17 protein-coding genes and 1 pseudogene are annotated in these 16552 nt (G+C 78.1%); 5 read left to right on the top strand and 13 right to left on the bottom strand.

The window, feature by feature from the left end:
- Positions 1 to 5 precede the first annotated feature (5 nt).
- Both WDV85_RS07695 and WDV85_RS07690 read right to left on the bottom strand, forming a co-directional pair.
- The gene (locus tag WDV85_RS07695) at positions 6 to 461 is read right to left on the bottom strand and encodes a MaoC family dehydratase (RefSeq protein WP_339570075.1); all 456 of its coding nucleotides are present in this window, start codon (positions 459 to 461) and stop codon (positions 6 to 8) included.
- Positions 462 to 614: 153 nt separating this feature from the next.
- Positions 615 to 1169, bottom strand: a complete 555-nt coding sequence (locus WDV85_RS07690) for a beta-class carbonic anhydrase (protein WP_445263214.1) — start codon at positions 1167 to 1169, stop codon at positions 615 to 617.
- 45 nt (positions 1170 to 1214) lie between these two features.
- Here WDV85_RS07690 and WDV85_RS07685 point away from each other — a divergent pair, with 45 nt between their 5' ends.
- Complete coding sequence (locus WDV85_RS07685) at positions 1215 to 1919, top strand: HAD family hydrolase (protein ID WP_339570074.1); 705 nt, start codon at positions 1215 to 1217, stop codon at positions 1917 to 1919.
- A gap of 39 nt (positions 1920 to 1958) precedes the next feature.
- On the opposite strand, the gene WDV85_RS07680 is transcribed toward WDV85_RS07685, so the two are convergent.
- Both WDV85_RS07680 and WDV85_RS07675 read right to left on the bottom strand, forming a co-directional pair.
- Positions 1959 to 3215 (bottom strand): acetyl-CoA C-acetyltransferase, encoded by a 1257-nt coding sequence (locus tag WDV85_RS07680; protein ID WP_339570073.1) that lies wholly within the window; start codon positions 3213 to 3215, stop codon positions 1959 to 1961.
- 72 nt (positions 3216 to 3287) lie between these two features.
- Positions 3288 to 3677, bottom strand: a complete 390-nt coding sequence (locus tag WDV85_RS07675; protein WP_339570072.1) for a hypothetical protein — start codon at positions 3675 to 3677, stop codon at positions 3288 to 3290.
- A 99-nt stretch (positions 3678 to 3776) separates the two neighbouring features.
- Here WDV85_RS07675 and WDV85_RS17100 point away from each other — a divergent pair.
- A pseudogene (locus WDV85_RS17100) lies at positions 3777 to 4271 on the top strand (trimeric intracellular cation channel family protein); the annotation flags it as partial.
- A 216-nt stretch (positions 4272 to 4487) separates the two neighbouring features.
- Here WDV85_RS17100 and WDV85_RS07670 read toward each other — a convergent pair.
- The 8 genes from WDV85_RS07670 to WDV85_RS07635 form a co-directional block, all read right to left on the bottom strand.
- Complete coding sequence (locus WDV85_RS07670) at positions 4488 to 5009, bottom strand: mycothiol transferase (RefSeq protein ID WP_339570071.1); 522 nt, start codon at positions 5007 to 5009, stop codon at positions 4488 to 4490.
- 63 nt (positions 5010 to 5072) lie between these two features.
- Entirely contained in the window at positions 5073 to 5249 is a 177-nt protein-coding gene (locus WDV85_RS07665; protein ID WP_339570070.1) for a hypothetical protein, read from the bottom strand.
- A gap of 158 nt (positions 5250 to 5407) precedes the next feature.
- Positions 5408 to 6436: a hypothetical protein gene (locus WDV85_RS07660; RefSeq protein WP_339570069.1), complete on the bottom strand. Its 1029-nt coding sequence runs from the start codon at positions 6434 to 6436 to the stop codon at positions 5408 to 5410.
- A 92-nt stretch (positions 6437 to 6528) separates the two neighbouring features.
- Positions 6529 to 8376 carry a glycoside hydrolase family 13 protein gene (locus tag WDV85_RS07655; protein ID WP_339570068.1) on the bottom strand — a complete coding sequence of 616 codons (1848 nt, stop codon included), beginning with the start codon at positions 8374 to 8376 and terminating at the stop codon, positions 6529 to 6531.
- A 90-nt stretch (positions 8377 to 8466) separates the two neighbouring features.
- Positions 8467 to 9411 carry an exopolyphosphatase gene (locus tag WDV85_RS07650; RefSeq protein ID WP_339570067.1) on the bottom strand — a complete coding sequence of 315 codons (945 nt, stop codon included), beginning with the start codon at positions 9409 to 9411 and terminating at the stop codon, positions 8467 to 8469.
- A 175-nt stretch (positions 9412 to 9586) separates the two neighbouring features.
- A complete protein-coding gene (locus WDV85_RS07645) occupies positions 9587 to 10480 on the bottom strand; it encodes an alpha/beta hydrolase (protein WP_339570066.1) in 894 nt (297 codons plus the stop codon).
- Positions 10481 to 10550: 70 nt separating this feature from the next.
- A complete protein-coding gene (locus tag WDV85_RS07640) occupies positions 10551 to 11312 on the bottom strand; it encodes an SDR family oxidoreductase (RefSeq protein WP_339570065.1) in 762 nt (253 codons plus the stop codon).
- Positions 11309 to 12775, bottom strand: coding sequence for an FAD-dependent oxidoreductase (locus WDV85_RS07635; RefSeq protein ID WP_339570064.1), 1467 nt, complete (start codon positions 12773 to 12775; stop codon positions 11309 to 11311). Before WDV85_RS07635 ends, WDV85_RS07640 begins: the two co-directional genes overlap by 4 nt.
- A gap of 154 nt (positions 12776 to 12929) precedes the next feature.
- On the opposite strand from WDV85_RS07635, the gene WDV85_RS07630 reads away from it, so the two are divergent.
- From WDV85_RS07630 to WDV85_RS07620, 3 genes are all read left to right on the top strand, one after another.
- Positions 12930 to 13145: a hypothetical protein gene (locus WDV85_RS07630; protein WP_339570063.1), complete on the top strand. Its 216-nt coding sequence runs from the start codon at positions 12930 to 12932 to the stop codon at positions 13143 to 13145.
- 137 nt (positions 13146 to 13282) lie between these two features.
- Positions 13283 to 13699 (top strand): ATP-binding protein, encoded by a 417-nt coding sequence (locus WDV85_RS07625; protein WP_339570062.1) that lies wholly within the window; start codon positions 13283 to 13285, stop codon positions 13697 to 13699.
- A 67-nt stretch (positions 13700 to 13766) separates the two neighbouring features.
- Positions 13767 to 15206, top strand: a complete 1440-nt coding sequence (locus WDV85_RS07620) for an MFS transporter (protein WP_339570061.1) — start codon at positions 13767 to 13769, stop codon at positions 15204 to 15206.
- A 78-nt stretch (positions 15207 to 15284) separates the two neighbouring features.
- On the opposite strand, the gene WDV85_RS07615 is transcribed toward WDV85_RS07620, so the two are convergent.
- On the bottom strand, positions 15285 to 16418 hold the full coding sequence (locus tag WDV85_RS07615) for an alkene reductase (protein ID WP_339570060.1): 1134 nt from the start codon (positions 16416 to 16418) through the stop codon (positions 15285 to 15287).
- Positions 16419 to 16552 lie beyond the last annotated feature (134 nt).

Raw genomic sequence — 16552 nt, 5'->3', positions numbered from 1 at the left:
GCGCCTCAGGCCAGGTGCCGGAAGACGACGTCCGCTGCCAGCACGGGCCGCTCGCCGCCCTCGCGCTCCCCGAGCAGGGAGAGCACCACCTGCACCCCGCCGTCCACCTCGGTCGCCGCGGCGAGGGTGCCGGTGAGCCGCAGGCGGGACCCGACGGGCAGCGGGGCGGGGAAGCGGACGCGGTCGAGGCCGTAGTTGAGCACCATGGTGGAGCGCTCGACCCGCAGCAGGTCGTGGCTCAGCGGCACGACGAGCGACAGGGTCATGTAGCCGTGGACGATCGTCGCGCCGAAGGGGCCCGCGGCCGCCCGCTCGGCGTCGACGTGGATCCACTGCTCGTCGTGGGTGGCGCGGGCGAAGGCGTCGACCTCCGGCTGCACCACCTCGTGCCACCGGCTCGCGCCGAGGTCCTCCCCCACGTGCTGCAGGAGGTCGGCCGGGGTCTCCACGACGAGCGCCACGGGGACAGGTCTACCGCAGGGCCCCCCTCCCGCGCGCCCCTGCGGGCCAGACCGTGACCTGGCCGCCCCGCGCGGCCCAGCGGGTTGCCCCGACGGGGCGCAGGAGCGGCCCCGGGGCCGGGCCGGCGGGGGCGGTGGCCGGGCGCGCGGGGGTCAGGCCTCGGGGACGAGGACGTCGAGCCGGCCGGAGCGGACGTCGTAGACGCACCCGGCGACGGGCAGCCCCGCCGGCAGGTAGGGCGAGCTGCGGATGCGCTGGACGTCGTGCTCGAGGGTCGCCCGCTGGTCGGGGATGGTGCGGAACTCGAGGCTGCGGGTGTCGAGCCCGGCGCTCTCGGCGATGGTCGCGTGCACCTGCTCGTCGGTGGCCTTCGTCATGCGGCAGTCGGTGTGCGCGACGACGAGGACGCGCTCCACCCCGAGCAGGTGGGTGGCGAGGACGAGCGTGCGCAGCACGTCGCCCGTCACGCGGGCACCGGCGTTGCGGAGGATCTTGGCGTCGCCGGGCTGCAGGCCGAGCATGTCCAGCGGCGAGATGCGCGAGTCCATGCACATCACGAGGCCGAGGCCCCGAGCCGCGCGCCCGGCCATGCCGGTGTCCGTGTAGGTGCGTGCGTGCTCGGCGTTCGCGGCGAGCACGTCGTCGAAGGAGGTCACGGCAGGGCATCCCACCAGGTCGCGGCGCGGCGCGGGGCGGCGGCCCGGCATCCGGGCGGCTGGAGGGAGGCGGGGCGGGGCGGCAGGCTGCGCCCGGTGGCGCACCTCCTCGTCCTCCTCGACCTCGACGGCACGCTGCTCGACCACCGCGGGTCGGTCGAGCGCGCGCTGCGGGCCTGGACCGCCCGGCTGGCGCCCCCGCGGGCGCCCGCGGACCTGCTCGGGGCGTGGCTGGCCGCCGAGCGCCGGCACCTCCCCGCCTGGCGCGACGGGACGGCGTCCTTCGCCGAGCAGCGCCGTCGCCGGCTGCGCGACGTGCTGCCGCTGCTCGGGCTGCCCGTCGGCGGCGACGCCGCCCTCGACGCCGTCTTCGCGGGCTACCTCGAGGCGTACGAGGCGGCCTGGACGGCCTTCGACGACGTCGAGGACGCCCTGGCCGAGCTCGCCGGCGCCGGGCTGGCGACGGCCGTGCTGACCAACGGCGTCGAGGAGCAGCAGCGGGCGAAGCTGGCCCGGCTGGGGCTCTCCGGGCGCGTGGGCCCCCTGCTCACCGCGGAGGCCCTGGGCGTCGCCAAGCCGGACCCCCGCGTCTTCACCCTCGCGTGCGAGCGCCTCGGACGGTCTCCGGCGCAGGTCGTCTCGGTCGGCGACGACCACGCCCTCGACGTCCTGGCCGCCCGCGCGGCGGGCCTGCGGGCGGTCCACCTCGACCGCCTCGGTGAGGGTCCTCCCGGCGAGCGGGCGCGCACGACGACGCTGCGCGGGCTCGCCGCGCTCGTGCTCGACGCCGGGCCCGCGTAGTCCCGGCCCAGCCGTACGGACCGGAGGAGCGAGCGGGCCTCAGGACAGGCGCTCGACCACCATCGCCATGCCCTGGCCGCCGCCGACGCACATCGTCTCGAGGCCGAGGGTCCCGTCCCGCTCCTGCAGCCCGTGGACGAGCGTCGAGGTCATCCGCGCGCCCGTCATGCCGAAGGGGTGGCCGACGGCGATGGCCCCGCCGTGGACGTTGAGGCGGTCCTCGTCGACGCCCAGCTCGCGGGCGGCGGGCACCACCTGGGCCGCGAAGGCCTCGTTCAGCTCGACGAGGTCGAGGTCGCCCACCGAGAGGCCCGCGAGGGCGAGCGCGCGGCGGCTGGCCTCGACCGGACCCATGCCCATGACCTCGGGCGACAGCGCCGAGACGCCGGTCGAGACCACCCGCGCCAGCGGCGTGACGTCCAGCTCGCGCGCCCGGACGTCGCTCATGACGACGAGGGCGGCCGCACCGTCGTTGAGGGGGCAGCAGTTGCCGGCCGTGACGGTGCCGTCGGGGCGGAAGACGGGCTGGAGCCCGGCGAGCGCCTCCGCCGTCGTCCCGGGCCGCGGGGACTCGTCGGCGTCCATGACCGAGCCGTCCGGCAGCACGACGGGCGTGGTGTCGCGCGCCCAGAAGCCGGAGGCCGTGGCGGCGGCCGCGCGCTGCTGCGAGCGCAGCGCGTAGGCGTCCTGCTCCTCGCGGCTGACCCCCCAGCGCTGGGCGACGTTCTCGGCCGTGTGCCCCATGGCGACGTACGCGTCCGGCAGCAGGCCGTCCTCGCGGGGGTCGCGCCACGTCGGCGCGCCGCCGGCGGCCCGCTCGGCGGTGCGCGCCCGGGCCTCCTCGAACCGCGGGTTGGTCCACGGGTTCGCCCCGCCGGGCGTCGCCGCAGGGGCGTCGGCGGGGGGCGCGTCGCTCGAGCCGCGGCCGAAGCGGCTGACCACCTCGACGCCGGCCGAGACCACGACGTCGGCCTCTCCGGCGCGGATCGCGTGCATCGCCATCCGCGTCGTCTGCAGGCTCGAGGAGCAGTAGCGCGTCACCGTGGCGCCGGGGACCTCGTCGAGGCCGAGGAGGACGGCGACGACGCGGGCGAGGTTGAAGCCCTGCTCGCCGCCGGGCATGCCGCAGCCCACGAGGAGGTCGTCGACCGAGCGGGGGTCGAGCTGCGGCACCGCCTCCAGCGCCGCGCGCACCACCTGGGCGGTGAGGTCGTCGGCCCGCGTCCCCGCCAGGGCGCCCTTGCCGGCGCGGCCGATGGGAGAGCGGGCCAGGGAGACGATGACGGCGTCGGGCACTTCGGGCTCCTCGGCGGTGAGGACGGGTGGGGTGCTGGTGCTGGTGCTGCAGGGGCGCTCGAGGAGAGCTCCTCAGGAGGCGGGCTCGCAGGTGACGTCCGGCGCCACGTCGACCTCGATGTCACCCTCGGCGATGGACGACTCCTCGACGGCCTGCTCGCCCTGGGCCCACTCGGCCGTGGCGGCCTGCTCCTCGCTGCCCGCGCAGAGCACGGTGAGCATGTAGACCCCGTCGTCGGTGCGGTCCTCCTGCAGGTCCGCGACGAGGGACTGGACACCGAGCTCGACGGGCGTCTCCGGCACCTCGACGGTGATGTCGGTGCCGTCCTCCTCGACCACGTCGTACTCGGGGGCCTGGGAGATGATCTCGGGGTCGGTCTCCGTCCCCGTCTCGGTGGACGCGCTGCACGCGGCGAGCAGGAGGAGCAGCGGTGCGGCGGGAGCGAGGTGGCGGACGCGCATGCCAGGGACAGTGCCACGGCCTCCGCGGCGGCGCACCGCGGACCCGGGCGATCCCGGCGGCGACGACGCGCCCCGGCGGACGGCCCCTAGCCTCGCGGCGTGGACGCGACCGTGCTCTCGCTCGTCCTCGACCTGTCGGGCGTCTTCGTGTTCGCCCTCGCCGGCGCGCTGGCCGCCGTCCGCGCCCGCTTCGACGTCATCGGCCTCGTCGTCGTCGCGATGGTCTCCTCGATCGGCGGAGGGCTCGTGCGCGACGTCCTCCTGGGCACGGAACCGCCTCTGGCGCTCCAGGACTGGAGGTACCTGGCGGTGCCGACGGCGGCCGCGGGCCTCGCCTGGTGGCTGCACCCCCGGCTCGCCCGCCTGCGGCGCTCGGTGCGTGTGGCGGACGCCTTCGGCCTCGGCTTCTTCTCCGTCTCGGGGACGGCGACGGCCCTCGCGGCCGGCCTGGCGCCGCCGTCCGCATGCCTGCTCGGGGTGCTGACGGGCGTGGGCGGGGGCGTCATCCGCGACGTGCTGCTCCGCGAGGTGCCGCTCGTGCTCTCGGACGGGCAGTTCTACGCGCTGGCGGCCCTGGCCGGGGCGCTCCTCGTCGCCGTCACCTGGCACCTGCAGGTCTACGGGCTCGTGGCCGCCGGGGCCGGCGTCGCCCTCGTCGTGGCGCTGCGCCTGCTGACCCTGCGGCTGCGGTGGCGGCTGCCCGTCCCCGCCGACCGCCGGCCCGGACGGGCTGAGCGGGCTGAGCGGGCCGGGGGGGGGGGGGGGGGGGGGGGGGGGGGGGGGGGGGGCGGGGTGGTCCCGCGCCCGCCGTCAGCGGCCGAGGAGGCCCCGCACGTAGGAGGCCTGCCCGAGGTGCTGCAGGCAGTCGGAGGCGACGCTGGCCAGGCGCACGCCGTAGGTGACGGGCGGGTCCCACCCCTCGTCCACGACGCGGTCGAGGTCCTGCTCGCCCAGCCCGGCGACGACGGCGTCGGCGCGCTCCCCCACGGCGCGGGCGTAGCCGGCGAGGTCCTCCGCGCTCGCCCGGACGCGCGCGACCTCGTCGGCGGTGTGGCCGTAGCCGGTGTCCTCGCGGGGCAGGTCCAGCGCCAGCCGGTCGGCCCAGGCCTCCCCGCCGCCGTCCACCGGCGACGTCCAGACCTGCTCGAGCCCGGCGGCGTCCGCGAGGTGGTCGTCCATGACCCGCGCCTGGTGCCACACCAGCCAGGCGACGGTGTTCGCCCCCGGCTGCGGCGCCCGCGCCAGGTCCTCCTCGGAGAGACCGTCGACGACCGTGGGCGCGAGGGCGCTCGCGCGGCCCAGCACCTCCTGCAGCAGCTGGCTGACGTCCATGGCCGCCACGCTAGGCACGGCGCCGCGCGGGCGCCCGCGGGCGCCGAGGGCGGAGTCGGCAGGTCAGGGACGGGCGGCCGGGCCGACGGCCGCCAGGCGCTCGTCGAGGAGCCGGTCGATGACGTCGGCCAGCACCCGCGCGGCCCGCGGCCGGGCGAGCTGGTCCGCCCGCGCGTGGGCGATGAGCGCGTCGAGCACGTGGGGCTCACGGGGGCTCGGGATCCGGGCGGGAGAGGTCACGTCGGCCTCCGACGGGTGGGGCGGGGCCGTCCCCCGCGTGCACGCTGCGTCGACGGGCGCCAGGGCCGCCTGCAGCGCTCACCCGTCCGGCGCCCCCGGTCTCACCCGCTCGGACCAGCGCTCCGTCCCGACCAGCGCCTGCCGAGCCGCGGCAGGGGTCAGCGGGCGCGGACGGCGGCGTCCAGGCGCCGGCGCACGCTCGGCCAGGAGTCGCCGTGGGCGGCGACGAGCGCGGGCGTCGCCCAGCGCAGCACCCCGCCCTCCGACGACGCGTCGGTGCCGCCGACGAGCTCGACGTGGCCGCCCGGGCGGCGGTCGGCCCGCACGACGGGCGGCGCGCCCGAGCCGTCGAGCCGGGCCCCGCGACCGGCGGAGGACGCCATGGCCCACAGCTCGAGGGCGAGGCTCCCGGCGGTCTGCACGACGACGGCGTCGCCCCCGCGCCCGGTCGTCGCGGGAGCCCCGGCGCTGGGCCGCAGCGAGCGCTCGGGGCGCAGGCGACCCCCGACGTCGACGAGGACCTGGCGCCCCGCGGCGGGGACGGGCAGGCGCAGGTGCAGGCCGCGCAGCCGCACCGCGGACCCGGGCAGCACGTGCGCGGTCGCACCGAGGTGGAGCACCCCGACGGCGTCGAGCCCCAGCACCACCTCGACGGCCACCCCGAGCACCGGGTCCTCCGAGCTCACGACGAGCCGCTGCGTCCCGTCACCGGCGACGCCCAGCGACGCCGAGCGCCGCACGGGGGCCGGCTCCCGCTCCGCCGGGACCACGCGCAGGCCCCCACCGACCTCCGGGCCCCCGCCCGGGCCCGTGCCCCGGCCGACGTCCGGGTCGGGGTCCACGGCGGCGGGCCCCGTGGCGCCCGCCGGACCGGCGGCGAGGAGGACGGGCGAGCCCGGCGGGTGCCCGTCGGCGCGGTCGGAGGAGGCCGCGAGCGCCAGCGCCTCGGTCTCGTCGACGGACAGGTCCCCGAGGTCGCCGCCCCAGTGCAGGACCCGCGGCGCGCCGGGGGCGTCCGTGAGCAGCAGGAGGCTGGCACCCGCGGCGCGCAGGTGGACGACCGACGGGACGCCCCAGGGGTCGTCCACGCCGTCCGGGCCGCCCCGGGGGCCGCCCGCGCCCTCCGCTCCCGGGCGGCGCCCGTCGTCGCGCCCGCCGGCCGCGTCGCCGGGTGGCCTGCTCGCCATGCCCCGATGCTGCCAGCCGCGGCGCCCCGGGGCGCGGGGGTCCGCCGGACCGAGGGCCGAGCCGTCGTCCGGGTGGGGACCCGGCGCAGGGATCAGCCCCGGCGCAGGACGCGGGCCTCCCAGGGGGCGAGCACGGGGTCGGCGGCGACGTCGGCGTCGTCGCCCCCTCCGTCGCCGGGCACGGTGCCGAGGACGAGCTCGAGGTCGCGCCCGGGCCCGGCGACGGCCTCGGGGAGGAGGTCGGTCAGGTCCACCGGCGAGGACCCGACGTTGGCGACGACGAGCAGCTCGTCGGCCGCGGGCGCCCCGTCCGGGCCCTCCCCCTCGAGGCGGCGGGTGAAGGCGTACACCTGCTCGTGCTCGGGGACGAGCATCGTGAAGTCGCCGAGCGCGACCACGGGCCAGTCGTGGCGCAGCGCCACCAGGCGCCGGTAGTGCGCCAGCACCGACGTCGGGTCGTCGGCCTGGTCGGCGACGGTCCACCCGCGGGCGTGGTCGGGGTTGACGGCGATCCACGGCTCGCCGGTCGTGAAGCCCGCCGACGGCGAGGCGTCCCACTGCACGGGCGTCCGCGCGTTGTCCCGGCTGGAGACGGCCACCCGGGAGAGCACCTCGGCCGGGTCGCCGCCGTGGCCGACCTCCTCGGCGAGGTGGTTGACGCTCTCGATGTCGCGCAGCTGCTCGGCCGAGGCCCACGGGAAGTTCGCCATCCCGATCTCCTCGCCCTGGTAGACGTACGGCGTCCCCCGGTGCAGGTGCAGCAGCGTGCCCAGGCACCGCGCCGACGCCGCGCGGTGCTCCGGGGAGTCGTCGCCCCACCGCGACACGATCCGGGGCTGGTCGTGGTTGTTCCAGTACAGGCTGTTCCACCCCCGCTCGGCCAGGCCCGCCTGCCAGCGCCCGGAGGAGGCCTTGAGCGCGAGCAGGTCCAGGGGCACGGGGTGCCACTTGCTGCCGTCGTGGTCGAGGTCGACGTGCTCGAACTGGAAGACCATGTCGACCTCCGCGCTCGCGGGGTCGGTGAAGCGCTGCGCGTCGGCGACCGTGACGCCCGGCATCTCCCCCACCGTCAGCAGCGCCTCCGGGCGCCCGGCGAAGACCTCGGCGTGCATCTCGGCGAGGTACTCGTGGATGCGCGGCCCGCACAGGTAGTGCTCGCCGCCCCCGGCCAGGCCGGTGCGGGGGTCGGCGTCGCGCCCGTCCGGCAGCGAGCCGTCCGCCGCGACGTCCTTGCTCACCATGTTGATGACGTCCATGCGGAAGCCGTCGACCCCGCGGTCGAGCCACCACCGCATCATCTCGTGCACCGCCGCCCGCACGTCCGGGTTCTCCCAGTTGAGGTCCGGCTGCTTGCGGGAGAAGAGGTGCAGGTAGTACTCGCCGCTGGCCTCGTCGAGGCTCCACGCCGGGCCGGAGAACGCCGACCGCCAGTTCGTCGGCTCGGCGCCGGGGGCCCCGCCCTCCATGCCCTCGCGCGGGCCGCGCCACCAGTACCAGTCGCGCTTCGCGCTCGACGGCGAGGTGCGGGACTCGACGAACCACGGGTGCTCGTCGCTCGTGTGGTTGACCACGAGGTCCATGACGAGCTTCATGCCGCGCGCGTGCAGGGCGTCGGTCAGCTCCTCGAGGTCCTCGAGCGTCCCGAAGGTCGGGTCCACGGCCCGGTAGTCGCTGATGTCGTAGCCGTTGTCGTCCTGCGGCGAGGCGTAGACGGGCGAGAGCCAGACGACGTCGACGCCGAGGTCGACGAGGTGGTCCAGGCGCGAGGTGATGCCGCGCAGGTCCCCCACCCCGTCGCCGTCGGAGTCCGCGAAGGACCGCGGGTAGACCTGGTAGACGACCGCGCTGGCCCACCACGGCGCCGGACCGGGGCCCGGGCCGGCGCCGTCGGGGGCCGTCGTGACCCGGGGCCGCAGGGGACTGGCCGTCGTCGTGCTCATGGGCGCGGATCCTGCCAGCGGCTGACGTGCCGGGCGGAGGTGGCCGCCCGCCGCCGCCTCCGCCCCTCCGGAGCCGCTGCGCGCGCGGTGTCAGCCGGCGACGAGCGCCCCCCGCTCGGTCCCGACGGCGTCGACCACCTCGGCGAGCACGCGCTCGGCGTCCTCGTGCGCCACCTGGCAGGTGCCGGCCGCCTGGTGGCCGCCGCCGCCGTGGCGCAGGCAGACCGCGCCGACGTCGACTAACGAGGTGCGGTCGACGATCGACTTCCCCACCGCCAGCACGGTGTTGAGCTTCTCGCGGCCCCACAGCACGTGGACCGAGACCCGCGCCGTCGGGAAGAGGGCGTAGACGACGAAGCGGTTGCCGGCGTGGATGACGTCCTCGCCGCGCAGGTCGACGACGACGACGTCGCCGCGCTGGGTGCTGCAGCGGCGCAGCTGCTCCTCGAAGAGGGCCTGCTGGGAGCGGTACAGCTCGACGCGCTCGGCGACGTCGGGCAGGGCGAGGATCTCCTCGACGTCCTGGTGGGCGCTGCAGGCGTCGACGAGCTGCATCATCAGCTGGTAGTTGGACACGCGGAACTCGCGGAAGCGGCCGAGCCCGGTGCGGCTGTCCATGAGGACGTTGAGCAGCGTCCAGCCGCGGGGGTCGAGGACCTCGTCGATGCCGTAGGCCGCCGAGTCGGCGCGGTCGACGGCGTCCATGAGCTCGGGCGAGACGTCGGGGAAGCGCTCGGCGCCGCCGAAGTGGTCGTAGACGACGCGGGCCGCCGAGGGGGCGCCCGCGTCGATGACGTGGTTGGCGCGCTCGCCGTCCAGGCGCAGGGTCTCGGAGTGGTGGTGGTCGACGACGAGGTGCGCGCGGGGGGCGTACGGCAGGTTCGTCAGGACGTCGCGCTCGGTGATCTCGACGACGCCGTCCTGGACGTCCTTGGGGTGGACGAAGGTGATCTCGTCGACGAGGCCGATCTGGCGCAGCAGGACCGCGCAGACGAGGCCGTCGAAGTCGCTGCGGGTCACGAGGCGGTGCGGCACGGGGGCTCCTGCGGGGTCGGCGGGGCGCCCCGGGGCGCGGGGCGGTGGCTCGTCCTCTCCCGTCGGCGCCCGCGCCCGCGACTTGAGCGACGGCGCGTCCTCTCCTCCGCCCGCCCCGCCCTCGCGCGCCCCCGCCCGCGCCCCCTCCCCCGCGCCCCCTTCCCCGTGCGCCCGCCTACCCCTGCGCCGCGGCGCGCTGCTGCAGCCAGTCGACGACGAGGGCCGTCGTCGCGTCGCGGTCGGTCTCGTTGAAGACCTCGTGCCGGGCGCCGTGGCGCAGCTCGAGGGTGACGTCGCGCAGGCCGGCGTCGCGGTAGCGCTCCGCGAGGCGGCGGACGAGCGCCCCGCCGGGCCCGCCGACCGGGTCCTCGTCGCCGCTGACGACGAGGACGGGGAGGTCGTCGCGGACGCCGGCGAGCGCCTCGGGGTCCGACGTCCGGCCCGCCGTCGCGAGCACGCCCCCGAGGACGGCGTCCTCGGTGGCGAAGCCGCACAGGGGGTCGGCCACGTACGCGTCCACCTCGGCCTCGTCGCGGCTCAGCCACTCGAAGCCGGTGCGGGAGGGGAAGGGCGCGTTGAAGCCCTCGAGGCCGGCGTCCGGCGGCAGGGCGCTGACGACCTCCACGAGCCCGTCGACGGCGGTCGAGCCGGACAGCACCACCCCCGCCCACAGCTCGTCGTGGTCGAGGAGGGCGTTCTGCGCGGCCATCGAGCCCAGGGAGTGGCCGAGGAGGAAGCGCGGCAGGTCGGGGTGCTCGTCCCGCAGCAGCTCGCCGAGGCGCACGACGTCGCCCACGAAGCCCGCGGCGCCCGCCGCGCCGAAGGAGCCGAGCGGCACCTGCTCCGACGTCGAGGCGCCGTGCCCGCGGTGGTCGCACGCCACGACGACGAAGCCGGCGTCGACGAGCGCCCCGGCGAGGCGCGCGTAGCGGCGCCCGTGCTCGGCGAGCCCGTGCGCGACCTGCACGACGCCCCGCGCCGGGCCGTCCACGGGCTCCCAGCGGTAGGTCGCGACGGCCAGCCCGTCGGAGGGCGAGGCGAAGCTGCTCGTGCGGGGCTCGGCGGTCATGGCGTCCTCCGGGGGGCCGGTCCGGTCGGGTCGTCGGGCAGGTGGGGCGGGCGGCTCGGGGCGCGGCGGGTCACGCCGGCACCCACGCGTCGAGCAGCCAGCTGTCGAAGGTGGTGGGCGTCAGGACCGCTCCGGGGCCGGGCAGCAGCACCTCGCCGGCGGCCTCGACGCCGAAGGGCGTGCCGCGCCAGCTCGCGCGCAGCTCGAGGGGCTCGCGCCGCGCCGACAGGGTCCGCCGCGCCATGTCGACCAGGTCCTCGGTGCTCGGGCCCGCCACCTCGAGCAGGCCCCGCGGCGGGCCGACGGCGACGCGGGCGAGCTCGGCGGCGAGGTCGGCGACGGCGAGCGGCTGCACGAGCAGCGGGGGCACCACGGCGCCGTCCCCCTGGCGGGTGAGCGCGGCGACGTCGGCGCCGGCCTCGTGGGGCGGCGTCGCCCGGACGACGGTCGTGCGCAGCGGCGCGCGGCGCGCCCGCTCCTCCTGGGCGCGCTTGCCCGCCAGCAGCGGCGGGCCGGACAGGCGGTCGACGCCGACGGCCGAGAGCACCACGAGGTGCTGGGCGCCGCCGCGGGCGGCGGCGTCGCCGACGCGGTCGGCGGCCGCGGCGAAGAAGCCCTCGAGGTCGCGGGCCCGGCGGGTGGACAGCCACGACGGACCGCTCGCGTCGACGACCGCCGCGCAGCCCCGCAGCGCCCCGTCGAGGCCGCGGCCCGTGACGACGTCCGCGCCGGTGGAGCGCGCCGCGACGACGACGTCGTGCCCGCCCCGGCGCAGCGCCTCGACGAGGGGCCGCCCGACGCGCCCGGTGCCGCCGACGACCGCCACCCTCACGAGGGACCCCCTCCCGCCGGTCCCCCCGCGGCGCTCCCCGGCGCCCCCGCCTGCGACCTTCCCGCCACCCCGCCCTGCGCGGCGGCGAGCATGTCCTCGCGGCTGACGAGCTTGACCCGCGGGCGACCGGCGTCGGCACCGGCGCGCAGCTCCGCCGCGTCGACGCTGCGCCAGCCGTCGAGGTCGACGACGTGCAGCCCGCCGGCGCGCAGGCGCTCGACGAGGTCGAGGGGGTCGGCGGGCGGGGCCGCGGCCGCCGGCTCGCGGGCGACGTCCTCCAGGAGGCTCGCGACGGTGGCGCGCGCGTCCTTGCGGGTGTGGCCGACGAGGCCGACGGGCCCGGTCTTGAGCCACCCGACGACGTAGAGGCCGCGCTCGGGCTCGCCGTCGGAGGCGAGCACCCGGCCGTCCTCGTTCGGCACGACGCCGCGCCGGTCGTCGAAGGGGGCGCCGGGGAGGGGCCGGCTGCGGTAGCCGACGGCGCGGTACACCGCCTGCACCGGGAGGTCCTCGACGACGCCCGCCGCGCCCGCGTGCGCCCGGCGGGTGCGCAGACCCGTGACGCGGCCGGCGTCGCGGCCCAGCACCTCCACCGGGGTGCGGGCGAAGCGCAGGTGCACCCGGCGCGGGGCGCCGGTCGTGCCCCGCTCGGCGAACGAGGCGAGGGCGTCCACGACCTGCCGGGCGCGGCGGTCGCCGGCGAGGTGGTCGACGGCCTCGGGCGCCAGGACGAGGTCGGCGGGGTCGACGACGACGTCGACGCCGGGGACCGCGCCGAGCTCGCGCAGCTCCAGCGGCGAGAAGCGCGCGTGCTCGGGCCCCCGGCGGCCGACGACGTGGACGTCGGTGAGGCGGGAGGCCGCCAGGTCGGCGTGCACGGCGGCCGGGACCTCGGTGGCGAGGAGGTCCTCGGCCGGGCGGGCGAGCACGCGGGCGACGTCGAGCGCGACGTTGCCGACGCCGAGCACGGCCACCTCGCGGGCCGAGAGGTCCCAGTGGCGCGGGGCCTCGGGGTGCCCCTGGTACCAGGCCACGACCTCGCTCGCGCCCCAGCAGCCGGGCAGGTCGGCGCCCGGGAGGTCCAGCGGGGCGTCGGTGCTCGAGCCGGTGGCCAGCACGACGGCGTCGTAGGCCGCCCGCAGCTCCTCGAGGGTGACGTCGCGGCCCACCTCCACGTTGGCCACGAGCCGGACGTCGGGGTGGTCGAGGACCTCGGCCAGCGTCGCGGTGACCGCCTTCATGTCGGGGTGGTCCGGGGAGACGCCGTAGCGGACGAGGCCGAAGGGCACCGGCAGCCGCTCGAGGACGTCGACGCGCACCCCGCGGTCGAGACCGGCGGCTACGAGGGCGCCGGCGGTGTGCACGCCGGCCGGGCCAGAGCCCACGACCGCGACGCGCAGGGGCGGGCGGCGGGGCGCCGCCCCGTCGGGGACGTCGGTGGTGCGCGCGGCGTCGCTGCTCACCGCAGCGATGGTGCCACCGCTCGTCGCGCGAGGGCCGCGTCCGCGCCGTGCCGGCGCCACGAGACGGGGCGCGATCGGCTGTGATGGCCACTCACGCTGCGTGACGGCGGCGACGGGAGGGCCGCGACGCACTCAAGACGGGTGACACTGGGGCATGGCCACCCCCGCGCCCCGGCGCCACCTGAGGACGAGCCCCTTCGCCGAGCGCGTGGCGGCGCCGGTCGAGACGTACGCCGTCGACGACCGGGTCAACCACCAGGTGCACGGCCTCGGGCGCGTGGTGTCGACCGAGGGCGACGTCGCGGTCACCGTCCGCTTCGCGCAGGGTCCCGTGCGCGTCGGCAACGACCGGCGGCTCTCCAAGATCTGACCCGCCGCGCCCTCCGCCGGGCGCCCACCCGGCCGGACCAGCGCCCGGTCCGCCCCCATCCACGGCGCCGTCGGCCGCGAAGACCCCCTGCGAGCGGGGATGCTCGCCGGAGGGGACCGCGAGGTCGGGGGGACGCCGTGGCGCACGCAGCACCGGTCCGGGAGGTCGTCGTCCGCTGCCCGCCCGTGGACGTCCGCGGGGCGCGGCGCGTCGTCGTCGGCTGCTGCGGCGGTGCGGGCTGGCACGAGGACGTCGCCGACGTCGCCGAGCTGCTCGTCAGCGAGCTCGTCACCAACGCCCTGGTCCACGGCGGCGGCGCCGCGTCGATGGCCGTGGTCGTCGCCCCCGGCGGCGTCCGGGTCGAGGTGGCCGACGACCTGCCCGACGAGCTCGAGCCGGTGGCGCGGCCGGCGTCGGCGTCCGCCACCGGTGGCCGTGGCCTCGCCCTCGTGGAGGCGCTCGCCACCGCCTGGGGCGTCCGGCGGGCGCCCGGGGGCAAGGTCGTGTGGTTCCACCTCGACGCCCGCCCGGGCGAGGGCCACGCGCGGGGCTGAGGCGGGAGCCCCGGGGCGGCGCGGCGACGCGGGCGGGCGCCGCCCGCGGACCTCGTAGGGTCGGTGGGTGACGAGCGGTGCCGGGGGCCTCGGGGCCTACCTCGAGGTCCTGCGCACCGGCTCCGCCGTGCGCCCCTTCGCCGCGGCCGTGGTGGCCCGGCTGCCGATCTCCATGGCGCCCTTCGGAACCCTGCTGCTCGTCGAGGAGACGCGCGGGTCGTTCACCGCCGCCGGCCTCGTCACGGCCGGCTACGCCGTCGGCATCGGCGTCGGCTCGCCCCTGTGGGGCCGCCTCATCGACCGCCACGGCCAGGCGCGCGTCGTCGCCCCGACCGTGCTCGTCAGCGCCGCGCTCCTCGCCGCCTTCGCGCTCGCGGCCGAGGCCCTCGCCCCCCTCGCCCTGCTGCTCGTGCTCGTCGTCGCCGCCGGCGCCACCGCCCCGCCCGTCAGCGCGGCCATGCGGCTGTCGTGGCGAGCCGTCCTCCCGGAGCGGCTGTGGCGCACGGGCTACGCGCTCGACGCGTCGGCCGTGGAGGCCGTCTTCGTCGGCGGCCCGCTGCTGCTGTCGCTCCTGCTGCACCTGCCCCCCGCGGGGCCGCTGCTCGTCACGGCCCTCGTCCACGCCGTCGGCGGGCTGGCGTACGCCGCGACCGAGCCCGCCCGCCGGCCGCCGGAGCGCACCGCCGCTCTCGACGGCGCGCTGGCGACGCTGGTCGACGCCGACCCGCTGCGGCGCGCCTCGCGCGTGCTCACCCCGCCGCTCGTCGCCGTGCTCGTCGTCGGGCTGGCCATGGCGGTGGCCTTCGGCTTCGTGGACACCTCGATGGCCGCGACGGCGCGCGCCGTCCTCGGCGACGAGTCGCGGCTCGGGGTGCTGCTGGCCTCGATCGCCGGCGGCAGCGTCCTCGGCGGCCTGCTGTACGGCCTGCTGCCGCACTCCGGCGAGGAGCGCCGTCGCCTCCCGGCTCTGCTCGCGGCCTTCACCGCCGGGCTGGCGGGCGTGGCCGTCGTCGTCGGCGCCGGGGCGCCGCTGCCCCTGCTGCTGCCGGTCCTCTTCCTCACGGGCCTGTGCATCGCGCCCGCGCTCATCGTCCAGCAGGCGCTCGTGGACTCCGTCGCCCCCGACGGGCGACGCGGGGAGAGCCAGGCGTGGCTGGCCACGGCCACCGTGACCGGGGGCGCCGCCGGCACCGCCGCCGCCGGCCTGCTCGTGGACCTCGGCGGGCCGCCCCTGTCCCTGGCCGCCGGCTCCGCCGCGCTGGCCGTGGCGACGGCGCTGGCGCTCGGGGCCCAGCCGGGCTGGGCGCGCAGCGCGCGGCGCGCCGCGGCNTCCGCGCTCGTGGACGCGACCCACGCCGACGCCGTCGCCGTCGGCCGCGCGCTCATCGCCAACCCCGACCTCGTCGAGCGCTGGCGCGCGGGGGCCGACGAGAACGAGCCCGACCCCTCGACCTTCTACGGCACGACCGCCGAGGGCTACACGGACTACCCGCGCCTCACGGCCTGACGGGAGGCGCCTCGGACGACGTCCACGAGCGTGACCGTGCACGGTCACGCTCGTGGACGTCGTCCGAGGCGCCTCCCGTCAGGCCGTGAGGCGCGGGTAGTCCGTGTAGCCCTCGGCGGTCGTGCCGTAGAAGGTCGAGGGGTCGGGCTCGTTCTCGTCGGCCCCCGCGCGCCAGCGCTCGACGAGGTCGGGGTTGGCGATGAGCGCGCGGCCGACGGCGACGGCGTCGGCGTGGGTCGCGTCCACGAGCGCGGACGCCGACTCGCGCGTCGTCGGCGTGCTGAACCCGCGGTTCGCGACGAGCGGCATGCCGGAGCGGCGGCGCAGGTCCTGCGTGAGCTCGTCGGTGGGGTCGGCCCGCAGCACGCTGAGGTAGGCGAGGCCCAGCGGGGCGAGGCCGTCGACGAGTGCGCCGTAGGTCGCGGCGACGTCGTCGGCGTCCGCCTCGGGGATCCCCTGGACGCCGTGCGCCGGCGAGATGCGGATGCCGACGCGGCCCGGGCCCACCTCGGCGGCGACCGCCCGGGCGACCTCGACGACGAGCCGGGCGCGCGCCTGCGGGCTGCCGCCGTACGCGTCGGTGCGGTGGTTGGTGTCGGGCGCGAGGAACTCGTGGAGGAGGTAGCCGTTGGCGCTGTGCAGCTCGACGCCGTCCAGGCCGGCGTCGACGGCGCGGCGCGCGGCGGCCACGTGGTCGGCGACGACCTGCTGGACCTCCTCGGTCGTCAGCGCGTGCGGCTCGGCGTAGGCCAGCTTGCCCTGCGGGGTGTGCGCCTCCCCCTCGAGCACGACGGCGCTGGGGGCGACGACGCGGTCGGTGCCGGTCGTGGCCGGGTGCGCCACGCGCCCCGCGTGCATGACCTGCATGACGAGGAGCCCGCCCCGCGCGTGGACGGCGTCGGCGACGCGGCGCCAGCCGGCGGCCTGCTCGTCGGTGACGATCCCGGGCTGGCCCGGGTAGCCGCGGCCCTCCCGGGTCGGGTAGGTGCCCTCGGTGATGATGAGCCCCGCGCTGGCGCGCTGGGCGTAGTGCTCGACGAGGAGGTCGCCCGGCACGCCGTCCTCCCCCGCGCGGGTGCGCGTGAGCGGCGCCATGACGACGCGGTTGCGCAGGTGCAGGTCCCCCAGGGCCACCGGGGTGAAGAGCTGGCGGGGGTCGGTGCCGGAGGCGTCGTCGGCCGGTGCCTGCGGGAAGTCGGTGCGGGTGCTCACGGGGCTGCCTCTCGCGTCGCGGGCCGGGCCTCGCCCGGCGGTACGCCGGGGCAACCGCGCGCCGCGCCCCGCTGTTCCAGCGTTCAACCGGTCCGCCGGGTGGAGCCGGAGGTGCACCCGGACGCCGGGGCGGG

It is taken from the genome of Pseudokineococcus sp. 5B2Z-1, from assembly GCF_037482305.1.
Taxonomy (GTDB): domain Bacteria; phylum Actinomycetota; class Actinomycetes; order Actinomycetales; family Quadrisphaeraceae; genus Pseudokineococcus.
Note: the sequence above shows the minus strand (reverse complement) of the source record. Positions and strands in the feature narration are given on the sequence as shown.